A 22,539-nucleotide genomic window follows, 5' to 3' on the forward strand; every position below is an offset into this window, starting at 1 on the left:
TATTTTTAAAATTCCAAATTAACTTCTTTAATGCCTTGATCTTTAGCAATATTCTTTAAAAGTTTTCTAACTTTTTCTACTATTTTTTTAGCACGCTTATGAAATTCAATATTTACTAGATTATTTTTTTGGTCCAGTTCCATTTTTTCGAAAAGGTCAATTAAATCTTTAAAATCTTTTTCATAATTTAGTTGGTCTATATTATCATGAATATTATTTTTTAAAATTTTAAAGTCATCTTTTAGTTCTTGAATTAAAGTAAGGTTTTCAACATTATCTTTTAAATATAAATGTCAAAGACCCATTTCATATATTAAATTAATAATTGCATGTGAATGACTATGAGAGTTTTTATCACCTTCAATATTTATTTTTTCAATATCTTCTTTTTTAGTAATATTATTTTCATTAAAAACATGATCTCTTAAAAATTTTCATGATCCATTTAAAGCTTCTTGTGTTTGACCAAGATTAATATCAATTCCGCTTAATCTTTTATCAATTACTTCAATAAACTCTAAAAATCGTTGGTTTTCAAATACAATGTTCACATCCTTCAAAACTGTATCAACATCTTTAAAAATAATTTCAAATTTATCAAAAATTTTAGATAGTTTTGCTCTATTTGAAGATTTGTCGTCTAGTCATTTCTCATAAAATTCAATAACCTTTTTTTGATTTTCTTCAATTTCTTGACCGCGTAATGATTTAATTTTATTTTCGAAAGAATTTAATTTTCTTACTATTTTGTAATATTTTTTTCTATAAGCTCTATAAATTCCTTTAATATCAGAAAATAATGTTCCAATTTCTTCATTGTATATTGTTTTGATATCATTGGTAACTTGGTTCTTAAAGATTATTTCTTTGGCATCATTATCTCTTTTTTTTCTAATATCTAAAGAAATTTTTTCTGTATCGTTGGGATAATTACAAGAAATGCTAGCTATAGGTAAACAAATGGGAGCTATTATTGCAATACTTTTAAACAAACTTAGTTTTTTCATTAGCTAGTCCTTTCAAATTTAATTAAGCTAAAATCATTAACATCAATTGATTTATCATATCCTTTGAAGTTGTTTCAATATAAACTAACTTTTGCTACTTGTTTTTCACTAGACGATTTAAAATCGTAATCATTATCGCCAAAAGCTATAAATTTTAGTTCAAAATATAATCTTCCTAGTTTGTTTTTTTCTGGTTTTAGTTCTATATCTATTCTCTTAATTCCACTTAAGGTTTTTTTAGCCTTATTTTCCAGTGCATATGCCAACATATAGTTATTAATATATGAATTAAATACTTGAATTTGATAAGAATCGTTATTTAATAAATATGGTTCAAAATTTTGTCTACTGTTATTATTTCAATAATTAAATGAAATATTCATATGATTTGCAGCCCTTTTTAAAGCTTGCATAAAAGGTAAATCTAATGAATTATTTACAAAATCTTCAAGTGAGATTCCCTTTGGAATTCCTTTATTGTTTGGATGGAAAGAATAAATATCTTGGGGACTAACCTTAGATTCATCTATATTATTCATTATTAGTCCTTTTAGACGATGTCCATGATCATCAAAGTTTGAACTTAATCAAACATAATCTTTGGTAGACTTATCTTTTTTTGTTACTCTAACAATTGCTTTAAATATTTGGTTTGTATCAAAATAATCACTAAATTTGAAATCTATAATTTTATATTTCAAATCTTCATTTTTTCGATAATCTGGAATCTTAATTTTAAATATTTCATTTTTAAAAGTATTAAATAAATACATTAAGCCCTTTGTATTTCAATATTCAGGCGAAGTAGAACCCTTAATAAAATGGTTAATATTATCAATAACAGTTATATATTGTTTACCATCAATATATAACAAGGGGTTTTGAATATAATCTGTAAATAATGGCAATTTTTCATCTAAACCTTTTGTTCCAATGCCAAATTTTCCATTAATTGCATAATTTCTAAATCCATTAATGTAGTAATATGTGTTCTTTTTTGATTCGGATAGCAATTCTTTGCCTTCTCAATCCTTGATGCTTTTTATTTGAAATTTTATGTAATTAGTATCATTTGAAATTGATTTAACATTAGGATCTGCATTATTTCAATCTATTCCAATTTCTGATACACCTACATTAAAGCGATTTAAGTATAATTTCATTAAATTTATTCAAATTTGTCTTTGTTTTTTAAATTCTTCTGATAAGAATACTTTTGATTGAATATACTGAGGTTCAATTCAATCAAAAAATAAAGCTTGTTTGTTTGTATAAGCATTTTTGATATATCTTTTATTCATGATTGAATTGTTAGCATTTATATCATAATTAATTCTAAAAATTATTGTTTGAAGGTCTTCAAAATATGGATTATCATTTCTATTAAAATCCTTTTTATAAATTTCTGATAAAGTACTAAATCAATCATCATTGAAATCTCCAGCTTCATCAATATCTTCAAATTTATAATCGTTTAAAAAATTATTAATATCACTTTTTTCATTCGAATCAAAAATGTTAATATTATCGTTTTTAGAAATTTCTTGTTTTCAGTTGTTTCTCACTGGAAAATCAGGTTTATATTCTATCCATGTGTCTCGTTTTTTTAAAAACATTTTTCCATCTGAGGCTTTAACACCCTCAAATCTATGTTTTTTAGAATTTTCAAAGTAATAAAATATTTTTTCATCATTTTCAATTGAAGCTATTTGATTTAATGATAAACGATTTAAAAAAACTCTAGATATTTTACTAATATCTAAATAAACTTCTTTTTTTCTTATACAGCTTAAACTAACTACAGGCAAATTTATGACACTTGCCAAGCTAAGAGCACTAAAAAAAATTCTTTTTTTATTTATCATGATTAAATTTTATCATTTTTTTTATTATTATAGTTATAAAAATATTGTATAATATTGACACTATTTACTGATAGTTTAAGACAAAAATTAAAGTGAAATGATTTTAAAACTAAATTGAGATAAAGGAGGTGAACTAAAATGATTATTAATGGAAATCTGCCAGGCTTGACCAATGCTTCATTTGAATTATTATTATTTATTAATTTGATTATATATATATTAATATTAGTTGCTTTGCCTTTAGTTGTAATGGGTTTTTTAGCTTTAGTTAAACCCGAAAAAATTAAATCAAATGAAAAATCGTTAGTTTATTTATATGCATTTTCAACAGGAATGTTTTTAATGCTTGGTGCTTTTGGATTTTTGCGTGAAGGCTATGAAATGGCTCACAATTTTACACATAGTAAATACTTTAATCAAACAGAAATGATTAGAACTATAACAGTTATGGGTATTATGGGAGTTAGTTCATTAATTGGTTTTAGTATTGTAATTGGTGGAAGGTATTTATTTGTAAAAAAATCTAAAATAGATCCTCATAGTAAACATGAAGAACACAATCACTCTGATCACTTAATTTCTTTTAGAGACATTGATAACCCTAAAGCGGCTTGATTAGCTATATTGATGTTATTAAGCCATAGAATAATTGATGGTTTTTTTATAGGATATACAATATTCAAAATTGTAGCTAAGGGTAGTTCTTTTTCAAGTGCTACATTGTTATTAGTGACATTCACATTACATATTTTATTTGAAATAGTTATTGTTTATTTTAGACAAATTCAATATGGTGAAAAAATAGGTAAAGCAGTTTTATATAATTTTTTAACATTTTTAGCGATCATTCCTTTTATATTCTTAGGAGCGTACACTGGTACATTTTTGGGCAAGAGATTTGAATGAATTTTATCTGGAATTTTAGTAATGGGTGGAGTAATAGTCATTTTCACTTCAATATTTGAACTAGTTCCTGAATTTATTCATATTCGAAATAAAGATACAAAAGTTTTATATAAAACCTTAATTACATTTGCAGCTGCAATTATTTTAACAATCATGTTATTAGCATTACATAGACATACATAGGAGAATTAAATGCGCAAAAATTTATTATTATGAATGCCAACTACATTATTGCCTTTATGCTCAATATCTTGCATAAAGAATAATTTTAATAATAATAAATTTGTCTATATTGAAAAAAATAACTTTGCTAATGATTATGGTGATTTTGCATATTTAAATCATAACTTTACAAGTGACAATATAAGAGCAATTAATTTAGCTACATCAGCTAAGCTATTTAGACTAAAATCAGAACAACAACCTTTAATTGATTTTAGAGATAATATTGTTTTAGTCCCTTCTTCAATTTCATATAATTTTGAATTAGCTAATAAAATAGTTGTTAATTCAAAAACTAAAAATTATGAATTTAGTAATGATTCAATTGATAAAATTGATTTTAATCCTAAAGATGATGTTGAAATTCCAGGAGTTTTTAAACCAAAACGTGATAAGGGTAATGGTTTTAATAGTCCTTTTTTAAACATTCCTTCTTCAAATACAAATTCTATTAATCACAAAGTCTTTAAAACTTCATTATCAGAAGCTAAATCAATTGAAATTTATGTTCAAGACTTAAAAAATATTTGAGTTGACTACAATGGTAATTTAGTTAATAATCTGCCTTTAAATATTAGTTCTTTTAGGCTGGGATTATTAGCTCATTTACTAAAAAATCCAGCTTTTAGAAATGAACATATTAAAAAAAATAATTTGAAAACAACTAAAGTTGATAATCCAGTTTTTAAAGGCTTTGATTTATATAGCTTTTTAATTAATAATAAAATTAATGTAAATAAACTTCTTGATTTTAGTTCAAATAAACTAACTTTGGAAACAATAGACGGCTCTTTTGTAAATTTTGAAACCTTATTTAATAATTTATTTATTATTCAAAATTATTTTGATGCTTTGCCATATGAGTATATTATTAAAAAATATGGCAACCCACTAAAAAGCATAAAATGATTTTTTGAATATGGAAAAACATTTAAAGACAGACTTTTTAGTTCTTTTTATTACATATCAACTTCTAATTCAAATCAAATCACATTAAATATAAATAAATACTATAAAAAAGTTAATAAGAGTGCTTTGAGGCAAATAAAAATTGAATACAATCCTTTAAAAAACTCACAAAAAACACATTCTTCACAATCTATTAATGCTTTCAAACAAAATATTATTTCTAAAATAAATTATGAAGAATTATCAATTGATGATAAAAAATATATTTTAAAAAATAACCGAAGATTTAACATTTCATATGAAAAAAACTTTAATCGTTTTAGGCTAGCCAATAATATTGTCATTAATCATAAACCTAATATGAATAGTCCTTATATGAATAAATACTTCCTAGAACTATATTATGGTCTAAATAATCAAAAATATGAACTAAAAACTATTAACATGGCTTTTCAAAGCTTGTTTAATAATATCATTAACCAATATGCTTTGGTTCAAGACAATAAAGACATTTGATTATCACAAGCTCCGCAGAACTTGTATTTAAAGGCTAAAAATAAAGCGCTAAATTATGAAGAACTAAAAGATGCTTTTGTGCCAATTTCAGTTCCGATAATATTTAAAAAGAATTTAGATAAAATTAAAGATACTTTCCAGTTTAAAAATAAACAAAAAATATCAGACCCTGAAATTATTGATATTAATAAAAAAATGCAATCATTTCAATATAAAACGATAAAAGAAGAACTAAGCAAAATAATAGATGAATTCTATCAAAATAAAGCTGATAAAAAAAGCATTTATTTAAATTTACCAATCGTGGTTGAAAATGAAAATCAATTTGTTAATGATCGAATTGCAGTTTTAAAAAATAATTTAAATTCAATTCATAAAAAACTAAGAGTAGACATTACTATCGTTGATAATTTCGAAAAATATAATGAATATTTAAAATCTAATAAATCTATTTATAAGCATGATGAATTTAGATTATTTCAAGGTGATTCAGTTGAATATATTTTTTCAGTTTTAAAAAATGAAAATAATGGAATAGTAGATATTGCAAAAACACTTAAAAAACATGAAGCAGAGTTTTTAAAAAACCATACATATGAAAATTTGATTAATTTACAGACTTTCTTGGATAACAATAGCATTAGTCTTTTAAACATTAATGATGTAAAAGTAATTAAGGAATATTTAAATAATTTAAATATGGAACAACAAATTAGTTTAATTAATGAATTAAATAATTTATTAAGCTATACCTTGAATTTTAATAACCAAATTAACATTGATAGTTTTTATAAAGTTGTTTATCAAAGACACATTATTAAGCCATTAAGCCCTAATAATTTAAATTATTTTCAAGATATAAGAATAAGAGGTAAATAATATGAATAAAAAAAAGCAATTCTTAAATAAAGCACTAATTAGTGCTACAGCACTAGCATTTTTTAGCTTTCCAGTTATTTCTTTATCTTGCCAAAAATTTGATATAGATGAATATAATAAAACTAGTATTCCTCCTTTAACTTCTAGTCAAATTGAAGAAATTAAAAACTCATTTATATTTAAACTAAAACCAGAAGCTCAAGATAAAGAAATTACTAATATTTGAAGGCGCTGAATTAAAGAAACAGGAAATGAAACTTATAAGGTTCATAAATTAATTAATCATGGTGAATTTAAGAACTATTTTGAATTTAAAAAACATAATTTAGGTGGTTTTGGTTCATCACATGATTATGAATTTGAACTAAAAATTGACGAAGCCACAAATGTTATATACATAGAATGAAAAGTAATATGTGTAGATAGCAGCAATAGAGTAGATGGTTCTGGTGAAATATACTTAGAAAAATAAAATACCGAAACTTACAAAAGTAATATAATATAAATTATGAATGTACATAAAAAAAAGCTTTTTGTACTAGGGTCAATTATGGTTGGTTTTATACCTGCTATAACTTTGTCATGTACAAAAGAAAGTGACAATAATGATAATTGAAATACTGACAATTATCCTGATTACACTCCACCTAACAAGCCTTTAGATTCATCTCAATTAAAAGAAATAAAAAACTCATTTATTTTCAAGCTAACTGAGGCTGGAAAAAAATTAAGAGATGAAAAAGGAACACAAGGAATAGTTGATTTAATCAAAGAAATCAAAAAAGCTCATGATCCAAAAGAAAATGGTCTTGATAGAGGTAGTATACTTTTAAGTACTATATTTGAAAAATGTATTAATGATGAAAGATTTAAAGTACATTTTATATATAAAGGTCCTAGCGATAAAGATTATGCATACTTAAAAGGTCACAAAATCGACATTGAGCTTGAAACTCATAACAGCCAAACAAACCTTCCTGGATTGCTTTATGAAATAAAATGTCCTGATAGACCAAAATTTGGCGTAGAAGGTAGCGGGTTTATAACTCTAGAAGATATAGAAGCATAAATTTTCATAATAAATGATAGACAGAAATCACAACAGCAATTATAAGTGTTGTGATTTTTTATATTTAAGATAAAAGTAACTGAGTTTATCTTTGATTGAGGTTCACTAATAAATGATATGTTTGTCATGATTTTTTAAATATTTCATGAATTTTATAATAAAAATATCAAGCACATTTTGTGTTGTACTCGATATTTTGTTTAAGGGTCCAGATTTATTTAAACCTGATTTCAGTTTTGTTATTCTAAATATCAAATTGAGTTTATTTTATCAAAGTCTGCCTTTATATTTTTTTGTATTTTTTAGTCAATGTTTAAAGGGGGTTTCAAAATAATATACTTCAAATTTTGCTGACATTACTTGGTTTCTAACTTCTTCAATCATTCTTATATTAATATCAGTTTCAAAATTTTTGTTATCTATATTTTTAACATGATTTTCAAAGAAATTTTGGAATTCGTTAACTTCATTATTTATTAATTGTGTAAACGCATATTCTCATTGATATGTATAATCAAATAAATAATTAGAGTTTTGCTTATAGACTCTAGCCCATTTTTCACTAAGATTAATTCTCTTGTGATTATTAATGGTTCGACCATTATACAATCAATACATAATTCAATAATCATTAATACGTCTAAGTATTGTTTTTCAACGATTAATATCTACTTTAAATTCTTGTTTATGATTTTGATTTTCATAAATATAACCACTATCATCTTTACCAATTATTATTCTTTTTCTGCTAAAAATAAAACTAATTTCATTAGAATTTTTTCTAAAATTATAGAATTCATAATCTTCATAAAGAGATGTATTAATTTCTAAACTATTATCTTTTTTATTTACCGCTGTAAAAAGTTTATTGATTAATTCTTTAGAAATTCTACCCGCAGCAAAATCATCAATTCATTCAGATCTTGTGTAACCTGTTCATTTAACTGGATGAAAAGGTGTATATTTAATGTTTTCTTGTGATCTTTGTTTAAATCCTGAAATTTCTTGTTCAAAAGTTTTGTTATATTCTAAACCATCGACTGCTTTTATAATTCGATATTTTATTTTAATAATACCTGTTTTATCATTTGGAGAATGATCTACTATTTCAAAATTATAACCATGCGGTAGAGGTTGTTGCAATTTGGTTTCGGTAAATAGTTTATTTTTTCCATACTCAGAAGGTAAATTGTTTTGTTTTAATTCATTAGCGATTACCAATGAATTGTTAATTGTACTTGCTAGTTTTTGAATAAGTATATCTATTTCGCGATCTATTACTATTTCTTTGTGTAGTTTATCGAGTTCAACAGGATTAATCGCGGCCTTAAATCTATCAATAAATGGATTAAATATATTATTTTTATACTTAGATTCGTCAACTATTTTAATATCAAGTTTGGTTAGTTCTTCAACTGTTATTCGATTAATTTGTTGAAGTATTTCTTTTTGTTTATTAGCATATGGTTTCAAAGCATTTTCATATTCTGCTTTGGTCTTTAGTTTATAAAATGGCTTATCTATTAATATTTGATCTAATTTATTAATTAGTTCATAAATATGACTATTATTATCTATTTTAATCTGACCAACATTAAAGAAAAATTCATGATTTGTTGAAAACATACCTTCAAACACTTTTAAAACTGTTTTATAGTCTTTTTCTAAATCAAAATAACTTTGTATAGGTGAAGGAAGATTGAAAAATTTTTTATATTCAGCTGGAATATCTAATATGCCAATATTTCCTCAATTAGAAATTTTTTCAATTTCTTCTAAAAAGTAATTTGCTTTTTCAAAAAATGCTATTCAAGCCTTAGCGGTGTTATATTTAGGATTAACTTCGGCTTCAATATATTCTAATGATGATATATGAGCTCAAATTGAAGTTTTTAATTTATCAAATATATATTTTGGTTCTATTGGAGGTTCATTGAAACCATCTATGAAAAAAATATTGAAATGTGCAACTTCAAGATTAAATTTTTCGAAAAATTTTAAAGCGTCTGTAGCACCCAGTAAATTAATTAAAGGTGCTTTTGTTTTCTCGGTCAATTTATGAATATCATATTGTAAATTATGGTTCATTTTTTCAGCAAAATCTTTTAGTTTTTCGTATATTCTTTTACTTTCGTTTTTAGCTTCATTAATAATGTTTTTCATATCTTGTATAGTATGATTGTCTACATTAAGAGCTTGAATTCTGCCTTCATATCCGTTTCTTTCTTCGCGAAATATATAATATAAATTATCATTAACTGGCTCTGAATTTGGATTATTTAACATATCTAAATATTCTTGACGAGTGGTTTCAAATTTTAATTTAGAATCAATAGATTCTTTCATTATTTTAGTATCGTCAATTATTTGTCTTGATTCTGTTGTTCCTTGATTATATATGTAACTTGTTGCTTTATCCAACGACTTTTGAGCTTCTGCTATTACACTATCAAATTGAAGCATCAATGCTTCATATTTTGCTTTATTATTTGAATTTTTATCAGCAGCATAATTTGTTTTAGCTTCATTAAATGCTTGAAGTGCCTTGTTATATTGCCTTTGATAGTCAGCTTTATTTTGATTTAATTTCTCTAGAAGTTCACCAGCATTTGTATTAGCAGAACCGATTAATTCTCCTAATTGTTTAGCTAATTGTTGTGCTTCAGGGTTTTTATCATCTTTATTAGCATTATAAACTCGGCGAGCATTAGATATAATATTAACTAAAGCACCTAAGTTTTGGTCTAATGGATCTATTTTTTCTTTTTGAGCTTCAGTATCTGCTTGTGCATTAGTTATTGCATCAATATGATCTTGCAATAATTTTTTAAGACTTTCAACACGCTTATCTTCTTTATGTTGTTCTGATTGTAATTTGACTCTTAATTCAACTAATGTTTTATTAATATTTGTAATATCACCAGCAATTTTAGTATCTAAATCAGTGTAACCATCATTATTAGCATTAGTTTTAATGGTGTTGATTTCAGTTAGGGCACCTTCATATGCTCTAATTGCTTGATTAATTTTAGCAATTTCTGTACCTGCATTTTTAGCTAATGTTTCAGCGTTTTTATAATCATCGTCTTTAAAAGTTTTATATAAACTTTCATGTCTAGTTTTGATTGTTGCGGCTTTAGCTTTAGCAATTGTAATTGATGTTTCGGTATTTGAAATTGCATTAGTTAAATTATCTAATTCAGTTTTTAGATCAGTAATAGCTTTATTTTTATCAATATTGTGTTGTCTTAGAACATTTTTTGCACTTTCTAATTCAGTGTTGGTGGTTCTGACAGCTAAATTAATTTCATCATATTTAGTTTTACCGTCTAATTCTTGTTTTTTGGCTAATAAGTCTTGAGTAGCTTTTTGAAGTGCTGCTTTGACTGTGTTAATTCTGTCTTGTTCACTTTGTTCTGCTTCTTTTAGAGCGTCATCTGCTTCTTTTATAGACTTAGTTATGTCATTAATTAAGGTTTGTGCTTCTGTTTCTTTAGCTGAATAGTGTTTTGTGCTTGCACTATTTTTAATTTTTTCAGCATTTTCCTTAATTTCTTTTAGTTTTTCAATTACTTTTTTAAGATCAGTAATATTTTTTGCAGTAATTGCAGCAGTAACATTTGGTTTTAAATCATCAAATGCTTTTTGTTCTTTAGCTAAAGCTTCTGTTATTTCTTTTTTATCTTTAGTATTCTCTGTATTTAGAGTATTGTAAATACCACTAACTTGATTGGTTAGCGTTTTTAGTTGTTTTAGAACAACATCAAGTTTTGGATGCTTGGTGTTTTCTGCTTTGTTTTCAGTATTATGTTTTTGAATAGCATTGGTGTTTAAAATATTTAAATCAGGTAAAATACTATCCAATGAATCAATATTACCTTTAGCGCCATTAGCTTCATCGCGTTTTGCTTTAAGGTTTTTAATAACTTCTTTTAAGTTTTTTTCTAAAGCGTCAACTCTAGCATCTTCACCTTTAGCTTTATCTAAAGCTTCTTGTGTTTCAGTAATTTTATCATCAATTTCTTTTTCTAAGTCTTCGGCTTTAGTTTCATATTCTTTATATTTATTAGTGATAGCTAAAGTTTTAGCTTCAGCTGCTTTTTGTTTTGCTGCTCTAAGTTTTTCTAAAGCGGCTGCTAATTTGGTTGAATCTTCACCAGCATTTTTAACATCTTCAAATGCTTCATTTTTGGCAGTTTCAGCTTCAGTATATTTATTTTCTGTAGCTTGTTTTTTAGTATCTCTATCATTTGTTTTAGTTGTTTTAAGAGTGTTTGCTTGATCTAAAGTGTTTTTTAGTGCTTCTAATTTTTCAGGGACTGAAACTTTGTTTTTATATTCATCTTTATTATATTTATCATAAACAGCTTTAGCCTTAGCAATTTCAGCTTCAAATTTTGGCAGTTCTGTAGTTAGTTCATCAACTCCACCTTTTGAATTTAAATTGCTAATAGCATCTCTTAATGCTGTAGTTGCACCATCAATTTCTTTTGCTATAGTATCATCTAATTTATTATTGATTTCAGCTAATTTATCAGCTATTTCTTTGGCTTTATCTTCAGCTTTTTTAGCTGAATCAGCATCACCTTTTTCGTCAGCTTTTTGTTTTGCTTCTTCTAAGGCTTCTTTGGCTTTTTCTAAATCTTCTTTAGCTTCGTCTAGTTTAGTTTTATCAGTACCGGCTTCATCTGCTTTTTTAATAGCGTCTTCTGCTTTCTTTAAAGCATCATCTAATTTATCTTTAACTTCTTTTTCATTATCTGCTTGTTTTTGTTTTAAGTCAGCTATAAATGCATCTATACCATTTAGTTCATTCTTTAAATCATCTAAAGCTGTCTTAAGTTCGCCAACAGCTTGGTTAATAGGTATATTATGTTCATCATATTTACCTTGAGAAGTAGTTTTTTGGGCTTCTAAAGCAACAATAGCTTTTTTAAGCTCATCAATATTATTAATATTATCAGTTGCATGTTTTTTAGCATTAGCTAAATCGTTTTTAGCTTTTTCTAATTCGGTTTTAACTGTACTAATTCTATTAGTTTCAGCATTTAGCTTTTGGTCAACTTCTTCTTTTTTAGATTTAACATTTTTTAATAAATCTTTAGCTTTATCAGTTTGAGCTTTGTATTTTTTAGGTTCAATCTCTTTAACTAAACCATCTAATTTAGTTTCTAAGTTACCTAATTCTGTTAATGAAGATTGTAAGTCGGTTGCTTTATTATCAGCAATAGCTGTGTCAGCCTTTTGAATAGCTTCTTGAGCTTTTTGTTCTAGGTCTTTAACTTTGTTTTCAATTTCTTCTTTAGCTTGTTTAATTTGTTGTTTTTGAGCTGTAACTAAATTATTAGCATCATCATAAGCAGATTTGAAAGCATCATATTCAGTTTTAGCGTTTTTAGTTTTATCGTCTTCTGGAATGTTAACTAGATTTTGAATTTCAATTAGTTTAGATTCTAAAGCATCTAGTGCTATTTGTCTATTATCTAAACCTTCGGCTTTAATTAAGGCTTCAGTTAATTGTTTTAAAGCATCTTTAGCGGCATTTAAGTTTTGTTTTAGTTGAGTAATTCTTTGTCTTTCTTGTTCTGCAGCTGTTTCTAGTGCTGATTTTTGATTTCTAGCTTCTGTTAGTTTAGCTGTAATATTAGTTTTTAATGCACCAGCTTCAGCTTTAGGACCATCAAAGCTAATGTCATCAAGTTTTTGTAGTAATTTTTCAATATCTGTTTTATTTTTTTCTAAAGTCGCTATTGATTTTTCTACTTCTGCTAAATTGTCTTTGTTAGTGTCATAATGATTTGAGTTTTCTTCAAAAGATTTTTGAATATCTTTTAATTGTTGTTTAGCATCATTTCTTTCTTGATCAATTTGATTTTTGCGAGCTAAAATCTCTGCTTGTTTTTGTTCAGCAGTTTTGATTTTATTTTCTAGTTCTTTAAATTCAGCTTTAAAATTATCTTTTTTAGGCTCTAGTTCATCTTTAGTATTATTAGCTGCTTCTAAAGCAGTTTTTATTTTATTTAATGCATCAGTTGCTTTAGCTAAATTATGTTCATTTGCTGGCTTTAGAGCTTCATTTACTTCGCTTATGGCATCATCTAAATCTTTAATAGCATCAGTTATCTTTTGTTTGTTACTTGCTTGGTCTTCAGATTCTTTAGCTTTTACTTTATTATCTAGAGCTTGTTTGGTTTGTTCAGCATCTTGTAGTTTTTGTTTTAAATCTTTAGCTTCATCTTCTAAATTGTTATCTTTTGCTTTTTGAATAGCTTCTTTAGCTTTTTCAATTGCTTTATTCAAAGGATCTTGAGCTGCTTTAAGCTTATCTAAATCTCCACCTTTTAAGGCTTCTTTAGCAGCTTCATTAGCTTTATCTAGTTCTGTAGTAGCATTAAGGATTTCAGTTTTAATTTCTTGTTCTTTATTTTCAATTTTTTCAATTGCTTCAGCTGCTTTATTTAAAGCTTCTTTAGCAGCTTCAATTTTATCTTTTAAGGTTTTATTATCATCATTAAGTTTAGGTTCATCTTTATTTTTATTATATAGTTCTTGAGCATTTTTTATTTCTTGTTCAAGAGCATTTTTAGCATTAACTATATCTGATTTATTAGAAGAATTTAAAACACCTTCAACATCTTGAGTTTTTTGTTCTAGGTCTTCAATTTGTTTTTTAATTTTGGCTTTTTCAGCGGCAATTTGTTGTTCTTTTAGTTCAACTGCTGCTTTTCTATTTTCAATTAGAGTGGTTTTAGCAATAATTTCAGCAATTTTGTCTGTAATTTTTTTAGTGCTTGCAGCATCGCCTGCTTTTTCTGTTTCTTTTTTAGCGTCTTCTAATTTTGTTTTAGCGCCTGCTAATTTTCCAAGAACTTCAGTTAATTTTGCTTTATCTTCACTATTTTTATTATTTTCAGCTTCTTCTAAAGCATTATCTGCTTGTTGAATTGCTTCTTGAACGATTCGGTCTAGTGCATCTTTGGCATCTTTTAGTGCCTGTAATCTAGTTTTAGATTCAGTTTGCTCTTTTATAGCTGCTTTTAGAGCTTCTTTGAATGTATCAAATTCCGTTTTAAATGAATCTTTAGATCTATCGCTTGAAAGAGTAGTTTCTAGCTCTTTTGAAGTTGTAATTAAAGCGCCTAAAGCTGCTAGTTTAGATTCTAATGTTGGAATATCAGAAGCATCTTTAGTTTCTTTTGCTAGTTTATTAAGGCTAGCAGTTTTCGAACTTAAATCATCTTTAATAGCTTTAATTCTATCTTGTTCTTCTTGTAGCTTTTGGCTTATAGCTTCTAAAACTTTTTTAGCTTCTTTTACTTCTAATTTTAATTTTAGTTTTAGGTCATCTAATTTAGCTTTAGCTAGTTTTTTATCTAATTCGACAGCTTTAGCTAAGACTTCATCTAACTTAGCTTTAGCTAAAGTTAGCTCGCTTAAAGAATTAGCTTTATTAGCTAATATAATTACTTCTTTGATTTCTTTAATTAAGGCTTCGACTTCTGTAGCTAATTGTTGTGCTTCTAGTTCTTTGACTTGTTTTTTGCCATCTAATTTATTTTTTTGCACTTCTAATTTAGCTAGAGATTCATCAATAGATTTTTTAATGTTATCCAAATTAAGTTCATTTGCACGTTTTGAATTTTCTATTCCAGGCGCAGCTAGACTTTCAATTTCTTCAAGAGCTTTTTTAAGTTCATCTAAAGAATTGGCAGCATTTGTTTCTGTAATTAAAGTGTCTACTTGTTGTTTAAATCTGTCAGCAAATTCTTTTAAGGCTTCTTTTTCTTGTTCAAGTGTTTGAGCTTTAAGTTTATCTTCTAGTTTTTTAATAGTTTCATTTGCTTTATCGATAGCTTGTTTTAGTTCATTAGCTTCACTAAAAGCACCAAAATCTTTTAATTTTGGTTCTAATTTTTGTGATATATCTACTAATGATTTAAGTTCTTTAATTAGACTTTCGAATTCTGCTTTGGTGTTAGCTGTAGAAGCTTTTTCAACTGCCTTATTAATTTTTTCAATTAAAGCTTTGGCTTCTTTTTTGATTTTTTCTAGATCTTTAATTTTATCTTTTTGCTTTTCTTTAGCAGCTGCTAAAGCATCTTTAGCTTCTTTAACAGTTCCTTTAAGTAAATCTTTATCTTTTTGAAGTTCAACTTTTTTAGTATCACTTTTTAAAGTTTTGATACTTTTATCTAAAATCAGATCTAGCTCTTCACCAATTGCAATGTGTTTTTCTAGTTTTTTAATTTGATCTTCTAAATCTTCTAAACTTAAATTCTTATTGACGTTAGTAATACCAGTTTTTAGAGCTTTAACCAACTTTTGGATATAATCTCTAAGTTTTTTGTATTGTTCATCAACATTAGCATCTCAAGTACTAACTTCGCCACGTTCTCGATCTTTAATGTCAACAATAACATCTGGTTTGTCTTTATTATAGATGCTTGGTTTGGATTTTTTGCCATACTTAGCATATATAATACCAGCTACAGCTGCCGAAACAACTAGCACACTGGCTGTTGCTCCTACAATAATAGCTGTTTTCTTTTTCTTAATTGAGTTATTCATAAAACCTCTTTTTATTTGTATTTAAAATAATGCCTAATTATACCCAATTTCATATATATATATATATATATTGGTGTTTTTAGAGGTTTTTTAGTGATTTTGGGGCACTTTCGGGGAATTTTATTCCAAAAACTCTGAATTCTAAACAAACGCATTAAATATATTTATATTTAAAATTTTGGCCTTAAATAGCCAAAAAAAGTAATAAAAATACGTTACCTTATGTAACGTTTATGCTGTTTATCTAACGTAATTATATAATTTTTGAAATCATATATATTAGTGCTGTTTCAGCTCTTAAAATTGTTTTAGCTGATTATATTATTGCAACATGGATCCTTTATATACATTATTTAATAACATTATGTAATTTTTATTTAAAAGAAACTTTTGGATATTTTGCCAATATTTTTTTTGTTGTTTCACAAATCTTACCCTTCAGTTCACTGTGTTTTATTTTGTTATGATTTTCATGAACTTCAATAGCATCATCTAAACCCGAATATCTTGATTTAATATTTGATTTTAAACTCTCATATGTACTTGTATAAATTTGATCAATTTCATCCTCGCTTGAATCTACAAAAAAGCAATGTGTAACTTCATGTAGGATCGATCTAAAAATGAAGGCTTCACACTCATAAATATCAGAAACAAATATTAATCTTCTAGCACCTTTTTGAAAAGCAATTCCTTCAATATTACTATTTTCAATAAAAGGCATTGTAATTAAAATCATTCCTTTGGTTAAAAGAAAGTTTTTTATTTCTAATATTTTTTGTTTGAAATTTAAAGAATCTTGGCAAATGATTTTAATTATTTTTTTTAACACTAAATTAAAACTTGTTTTTCTAAAAATTCCCAAACTCTTATCGTTAATTAAATTAGGGATAGAAAGTTCACAAAACCTAATTCACACTTTACTATTAGGATTTTTGTATACACTTTCATCAGCTATAGCATTATTTTTTAAATAATCATCATAATACCTTAAGTCTGCAACGCCATAAAACCTATTCATCATCATTAGTTTTTTATTTATTGGCATTTCGGCACTTAATTTAATATTGCTTATTAAAGGTAAATGAGGATTTTTAATTAAAAATTCTTCTCCATAATTTTTAAGCAAACTTGAAATATTTTTAGTATCAGCTTTTTCTTTATTTGAATAAATTGAATAAACTTCAGATAATGTACCTAATTCTAAATTGAATACATTTTCAAGACCTTCAATAATAGCCAAACTAAGATTTACATTAGTTGGGCTATTTATAATAATATAAACATACTGTGTGCTAATTCCTAAACGTTGTGCTAACTCTTTTTGAGACATTGAATATTTACTTAAATAATATTCAATTTCTTTACCAAAATTTGAACCATGTAATTCAATGTGTTTTAAATCACATATATGTTTTTCTTGCATATCTAAAAACTAATATCCTCATTAACTACACCGTTTGGTAGTAATTCTTCAATACTTAGTTCTAAACTGTCTTTAGAATCTGTAGTATGAAGAATTACTTTAGCATTAGGTTTTAAGAATTGATACATCACTTGTCTACAAGCACCACAAGGATATAAATACTTATTTAAATTACTAATTATGTGTATTTCCTTAAAAGCGCCCACCTTAGCGCCATATGCAACTGAACCAAATAAAGCTGACCTTTCAGCACAAAGCCCACTAGGGTATGCAGCATTTTCACAGTTTACACCATAATATTCTTTGTTATTTTCATCTATTGCTGCCGCTGCAACTTTAACCTTAGAAAAAGGTGAATATGCTAAATCTAATTTTTGTTTTAACGTTTCTTTTTTCATATTTAATATTTTACCATACCTTTGATTTAACACTTTTTTTAAAATACTAATTTAAAAAAATGTAATAAATTGCTGTCAAGTAATTTTGCTTAACATTTAAATTTTTTGTGGTAAAATAATCTCATTATTAAAAATACATAAATAAAATAATATTAAGAATTTTAAGAAAGGAAATTTATGGTTAAACTTAGACTTAAAAGAACCGGTAAAAAATTCCATGCAATTTACAAAGTTGTAGCTTCTGATGCAAGAGCTCCTCGTGATGGTAAATTTATCGATGAACTTGGTCACTATGACCCACACACCAAAAAATTAGTATTAAATGAAGAACTAACTACAAAATATTTAGATAACGGAGCTAAACCAACTGATACCGTTAGAACTTTACTAAAAAGAAACGATTTCTACAAAAATTACATATCTAACAAAAAATAAACAATTATGAAAATAAACATACTCACATTATTTCCGGCTTACTTTGAAGCATTTCAATCTCAAAGTATAATTGCAAAAGCAATTAGACTAGGGCACTTAGAAATTAACATTATTGACTTTAGAAAATTTTCTAAAGAAAAAAGAAATAAAGTTGATGACACTGTATATGGTGGTGGTGATGGGATGCTTTTACAAGTTGAACCAATTGATTTAGCTTTGGAAAGTGTTCCAAATAGCTACAAAATTCTTCTTAGCCCACAAGGTCAAACTTTCAGTCAAACAAAAGCACATGAATTAACCAAACATAAAGAAATAACCTTAGTTTGTGGTCATTATGAAGGTTTTGATGAACGTGTATTAAACTTTGTTGATGAAGAATTATCAATTGGTGATTATATTCTTACTGGTGGTGAAATCCCAGCTATGGTAATATCAGAAGCTGTGGCAAGATTAGTGCCAGGTGTACTAAGAAAAGCAAGTCATGTAAATGAAAGTTTTGAAAATGATGGACTACTGGATTATCCACAATATACAAAACCTGCGGTTTATAAAGGACTTGAAGTACCAGAAGTACTACTATCTGGTAATCATGAACTAATAAAAAAATGACGTGAGGAAAATGCTTATTTAAAAACCTTAAAAAATCGAAAAGATATCATTGAAAGGAAAAAGAATGAGAAGTAAATTATTAGAATTTGTAGAAAAAGATCAAATTAGAACAGACCTTCCTGATATAAGAGAAGGTTACAATGTTAGAGTTCACGTTAGAATTAAAGAAGGCGATAAAGAAAGAATTCAAGTTTTTGAAGGTTTAGTTATTGCTTCTTATGGCGAAGGTATCAATAAATCAATAACAGTTAGAAAAGATTCATATGGTGTAGGTGTTGAACGTGTATTTAAAGTTAACTCTCCTTTAATTTCAAACATTGAAGTTAAAAGAAAAAATAAAGTTAGAAGAGCTAAACTTTATTACATGAGAGGTCTAAAAGGAAAAAGTGCTAGATTGAAAGAAATTAAAGGAAAATAATTTTCAACTAGATGATACAAAAAAGTGCAATTCCGCACTTTTTTTAGTCATTTTTTTGCACTACAAAGAAATCACAATCTTCAGAATATTCTAATACTCAATCAAATTCTTTAAATTCTTTATTACGGTTGATTTTTTCAATTATTGTAAAATTTGTTTCTTTAAGTTTAGATTTAATATCTTCATCTAAATAAAAATGTTGAAAAGCACTTGCATCTGAATATTTCTTAATTTCCAAAGTTTTTTGGTCTCAGGAATTATTTTTTGACAATTTTTGTTTTCAATATGTCTCATACTCAGGTTTAGAAAACATATTATGAATACTAAAGATAAATAAGCCTTTTGGTTTTAAATATTTGTTGATATTTTTTAGAGCTTTTTGAACTCCAGATTCTTCAATTATATTTTCTAAACCATTAAACATAAAAAGAATAACATCAAATTTATTAACTAAATCAATTTTGTATTCTGTTATATCCAATAATGAACAATCAATGTTCTTAGTTTGTGGAAACATATCGAGCATATCTTTTGAATAATCAACAGCTAAAATTTTTAATGAAGGCAAAATATTCATTAAATTTAGAGCCACTCTTCCCGTGCCTGTACCTATTTCCATAATACTTTGATTTGGTTTAATATATTTTTTAAGAATTCCTATTTCTGATTTTCAAAGACCTAATTCATTAGTTTTTTCATATTTTGTTGCCTCTTTTTTATAAAACCTTTTGTTTTCAATATCTAATTTTTTCATTTATTAACTTCCCTCATTGTTCTAATCATTTGGCTATTATATAAACTATTTTACCATTCTAAAATGACTAAGAATTTGAAATTCTTAATTTAGCTTCAATTTCAAAGTGTATTTGTTATAAAGCTAAAAAAATCTGTGATAATTATTTAAGCAATTAATTTAGAAAGCTTATTAAATAATTAGAAATTAGGAGTAATAATCAATGAATACTTTTAGACAAAATAGTTGAAAATATACTTCTTCTTTGACACTATCATTAATAGGTTCAGAAGCTTTTAAATTAGGGTCTTCTATTTTTATATATAAATTTACTGGAAATTTGTGACTTGTTTCTTTATTATATTTATTAATACAAGTGCCTTCTATAATTGTTTATATTTTTAGTACTAAAATTGTAAAAAAGATTAAAAATGACAGACTGATTTTATTACTTTCGGATATTTTAAGTATAGTCTTACTTGTCCCCAGTTTAATAATTTTCTTTTTTACGCAAAATAAAACCATTTTATCAATAGTTTTAATTGTGATTAGCACTTTATTAGGTTTTGTTCATTCATTTAGATTTGTGTTTTTAAAAAATGTGGTTTATTATATAACTAGCAATAACGAACAAATGAAAACTGTAAATATAGCGACTTCATTTGCGACTTCATTGGGTTTTTAATATCAACAATACTATCATTCTTTGTATTTAAACACATTGATTTTTATTGATTGGTTGTTATCAATATGGCAACATATTTAATTTCAGGAGTACTATACTTGGCTCTAAAAACTAGTAAAGAGCCTACTAACTTTCAAAAGGATGAAAACAATAATAAAACTATTGTCAAGGGCACTAAATTAAAATCTTGAATTTTTATTCTTTCTGGTTCATTAATGATAGGAATATTTTTATATCCTAGAACAGCAGGATTATCTCATTTCTTTTCAAGTATAAAAGATTTTGAAGTTCAAACATGAGGATTTTACTTATCAATAATATTTACAAGTTTTTCATTATTAGGGGTTATTTTATCTTTTTTAACTAAGAATTTAATCAAAAATAAAGGGGTTTTCTTAGTTTTCATTGTAAGTGCAATCGCGATAATTAATTTTGGTTGATTAATATTTAGCAATAGTAATTCGATTAGCAGATTTAGTAGTTATGCAATTGTAATATCAATTCAACAATTATTGTTTTCTTTATTTTTACCTATTTTTTATACAATGTCTTTTGAGTTATTTGGCAAATCTAAATTTCATAAACAAAATGGAATTTCTTTAGCTTTTAGAATTATCATTTCATCATTATTGATTGTACTATTTACACTTGTAACTAACAAACTAAGTTACAAATACACATTTATAATGTATGCAATTGTAATTTTGATTTCAAGTGCTGGAATTGTTTTTTCAGTATTTGATTGAAAACAAATAAGAATTCGTCGTTTCTATAACAATAAAGTTATTACTAAAGATTATATAGATATAGCAAATCAAGGTCTTTGAAAATCTGAACAAGCTGCAATTGATAAAATAATAAAAGATGATCTAGAATTTAAAAATATTCTTGACATCGGTTGTGGAACAGGAAGAACATCTTATGTTTTGGGACACTTATTTCCTAATGCTCAAATAAATGCTTTGGACATTTCAGAAAAGATGTTAAGTCATACTAAAAATACAAGCAATGTAACTTTTGAATTGGCTAATATTATTGAATATGAAACATCACAAAAATATGATTTAATCTTTTTTAGTTTTAACGGTTTTACTAACATTACAAAAAAGAAACATATTTTAAAATTTTTTAATCAAATTAAAAACTTATTGCGTGGCACTGCCAGTAGATTTCTTTTTACAATACATGATATGTTATCTAATGATGAATATAAAGATTTTTGACTTAACAAAATAAAAATTCATGAATGCGATATTTTTTCAAATAAAAAAGTATTAACTAGTAAACAATATGGAATTAAGATAAAAAACAGATTCTATTCACATGAAGATATGATTAAAATATTTCAAGATTTAGGCTTTAAACTAAATTATCATTTCAAAAGAAATGACACCCTAGAAGAAGCTTGAGTAACAAATATTTCTAAACCTTGTGTATTTTATGATATTTCGAAAATAAACTAAATTTTAGCATAAAAAATCAGGCTTTCAGCCTGAATGATAAATTGAAAATTCAAGTGTAACACATTATTGTAAATGTAAATGTGGTAGCTTGAATTTTTTATATTTAAAATAATAAAAGGTCCCTCAAAATATGAACATATCCTCCATTTGTAGTAGCCTACTAATAGCAATCAATGTCAAGAATTGGTAATTCCCTTGATAACCGTCCAATTGAATATTGATTTTCAATTTTAAAAGAAGAATGTTTAAGAAAGCACCAGCTAAATGACCTAAAATTTGATCAAATAAAAGAGTTAATAGATGGCTTTATAAATTACTATAATAATATTAGAATGCAAATTAAACTAAAAAACCTCTCTCCGTGTCATTACACAAGAAAGGTCTAGTTGATTTATCCACTAATAAGGGATATGTTTAATTTATGCTATTTT

At 25.8% G+C, this 22,539-nt stretch carries 16 protein-coding genes; 10 read left to right on the top strand and 6 right to left on the bottom strand.

Annotated elements, in window-relative coordinates:
* Nucleotides 1-5 precede the first annotated feature (5 nt).
* Together OF364_RS01015 and OF364_RS01020 are read right to left on the bottom strand one after the other, a co-directional pair.
* Complete coding sequence (locus tag OF364_RS01015) at nucleotides 6-1,007, bottom strand: HxHSH motif-containing lipoprotein (RefSeq protein ID WP_263773964.1); 1,002 nt, start codon at nucleotides 1,005-1,007, stop codon at nucleotides 6-8.
* Nucleotides 1,007-2,872, bottom strand: a complete 1,866-nt coding sequence (locus OF364_RS01020) for an MAG3240 family lipoprotein (RefSeq protein WP_263773965.1) — start codon at nucleotides 2,870-2,872, stop codon at nucleotides 1,007-1,009. The genes OF364_RS01015 and OF364_RS01020 overlap by 1 nt, the downstream gene beginning before the upstream one ends.
* A 138-nt stretch (nucleotides 2,873-3,010) precedes the next feature.
* Here OF364_RS01020 and OF364_RS01025 point away from each other — a divergent pair, with 138 nt between their 5' ends.
* From OF364_RS01025 to OF364_RS01040, 4 genes are read left to right on the top strand one after another with little or no spacing between them, the layout of a single operon-like run.
* Nucleotides 3,011-3,961, top strand: a complete 951-nt coding sequence (locus OF364_RS01025; protein WP_263773966.1) for a ZIP family metal transporter — start codon at nucleotides 3,011-3,013, stop codon at nucleotides 3,959-3,961.
* Nucleotides 3,962-3,970: 9 nt separating this feature from the next.
* Nucleotides 3,971-6,304, top strand: a complete 2,334-nt coding sequence (locus tag OF364_RS01030) for an OppA family ABC transporter substrate-binding lipoprotein (protein ID WP_263773967.1) — start codon at nucleotides 3,971-3,973, stop codon at nucleotides 6,302-6,304.
* A 1-nt stretch (nucleotide 6,305) separates the two neighbouring features.
* Nucleotides 6,306-6,776 carry a hypothetical protein gene (locus tag OF364_RS01035; protein ID WP_263773968.1) on the top strand — a complete coding sequence of 157 codons (471 nt, stop codon included), beginning with the start codon at nucleotides 6,306-6,308 and terminating at the stop codon, nucleotides 6,774-6,776.
* A gap of 36 nt (nucleotides 6,777-6,812) precedes the next feature.
* Nucleotides 6,813-7,373 carry a hypothetical protein gene (locus tag OF364_RS01040; protein ID WP_263773969.1) on the top strand — a complete coding sequence of 187 codons (561 nt, stop codon included), beginning with the start codon at nucleotides 6,813-6,815 and terminating at the stop codon, nucleotides 7,371-7,373.
* A gap of 267 nt (nucleotides 7,374-7,640) precedes the next feature.
* On the opposite strand, the gene OF364_RS01045 is transcribed toward OF364_RS01040, so the two are convergent.
* From OF364_RS01045 to cdd, 3 genes are all read right to left on the bottom strand, one after another.
* Nucleotides 7,641-15,941: a hypothetical protein gene (locus OF364_RS01045; RefSeq protein ID WP_263773970.1), complete on the bottom strand. Its 8,301-nt coding sequence runs from the start codon at nucleotides 15,939-15,941 to the stop codon at nucleotides 7,641-7,643.
* Nucleotides 15,942-16,314: 373 nt separating this feature from the next.
* Nucleotides 16,315-17,367 carry a helix-turn-helix domain-containing protein gene (locus OF364_RS01050; RefSeq protein WP_263773971.1) on the bottom strand — a complete coding sequence of 351 codons (1,053 nt, stop codon included), beginning with the start codon at nucleotides 17,365-17,367 and terminating at the stop codon, nucleotides 16,315-16,317.
* Between the two features lie 2 nt (nucleotides 17,368-17,369).
* A complete protein-coding gene (cdd, locus tag OF364_RS01055; protein WP_205851528.1) occupies nucleotides 17,370-17,765 on the bottom strand; it encodes a cytidine deaminase in 396 nt (131 codons plus the stop codon).
* A 177-nt stretch (nucleotides 17,766-17,942) separates the two neighbouring features.
* Between cdd and rpsP the strand changes: the two genes are divergently transcribed.
* The 3 genes from rpsP to rplS are packed head-to-tail and all read left to right on the top strand — an operon-like array spanning nucleotide 17,943 to nucleotide 19,227.
* On the top strand, nucleotides 17,943-18,200 hold the full coding sequence (rpsP, locus tag OF364_RS01060) for a 30S ribosomal protein S16 (RefSeq protein ID WP_205851529.1): 258 nt from the start codon (nucleotides 17,943-17,945) through the stop codon (nucleotides 18,198-18,200).
* 6 nt (nucleotides 18,201-18,206) lie between these two features.
* A complete protein-coding gene (gene trmD, locus OF364_RS01065; RefSeq protein WP_263773972.1) occupies nucleotides 18,207-18,884 on the top strand; it encodes a tRNA (guanosine(37)-N1)-methyltransferase TrmD in 678 nt (225 codons plus the stop codon).
* Nucleotides 18,874-19,227, top strand: a complete 354-nt coding sequence (gene rplS, locus OF364_RS01070; protein ID WP_205851531.1) for a 50S ribosomal protein L19 — start codon at nucleotides 18,874-18,876, stop codon at nucleotides 19,225-19,227. Before trmD ends, rplS begins: the two co-directional genes overlap by 11 nt.
* A gap of 43 nt (nucleotides 19,228-19,270) precedes the next feature.
* On the opposite strand, the gene OF364_RS01075 is transcribed toward rplS, so the two are convergent.
* Nucleotides 19,271-19,981, bottom strand: a complete 711-nt coding sequence (locus tag OF364_RS01075; protein WP_263773973.1) for a class I SAM-dependent methyltransferase — start codon at nucleotides 19,979-19,981, stop codon at nucleotides 19,271-19,273.
* Nucleotides 19,982-20,183: 202 nt separating this feature from the next.
* On the opposite strand from OF364_RS01075, the gene OF364_RS01080 reads away from it, so the two are divergent.
* From OF364_RS01080 to OF364_RS01090, 3 genes are all read left to right on the top strand, one after another.
* A complete protein-coding gene (locus OF364_RS01080) occupies nucleotides 20,184-20,645 on the top strand; it encodes a hypothetical protein (protein WP_263773974.1) in 462 nt (153 codons plus the stop codon).
* A 65-nt stretch (nucleotides 20,646-20,710) separates the two neighbouring features.
* The gene (locus tag OF364_RS01085) at nucleotides 20,711-22,108 is read left to right on the top strand and encodes an MFS transporter (RefSeq protein ID WP_263773975.1); all 1,398 of its coding nucleotides are present in this window, start codon (nucleotides 20,711-20,713) and stop codon (nucleotides 22,106-22,108) included.
* Nucleotides 22,109-22,281: 173 nt separating this feature from the next.
* Entirely contained in the window at nucleotides 22,282-22,494 is a 213-nt protein-coding gene (locus OF364_RS01090; protein ID WP_205851486.1) for an IS3 family transposase, read from the top strand.
* Nucleotides 22,495-22,539: the final 45 nt, after the last annotated feature.

This window comes from Mycoplasma enhydrae (assembly GCF_025779955.1).
GTDB classification, from domain to species: domain Bacteria; phylum Bacillota_I; class Bacilli_A; order Mycoplasmatales; family Metamycoplasmataceae; genus Metamycoplasma; species Metamycoplasma enhydrae.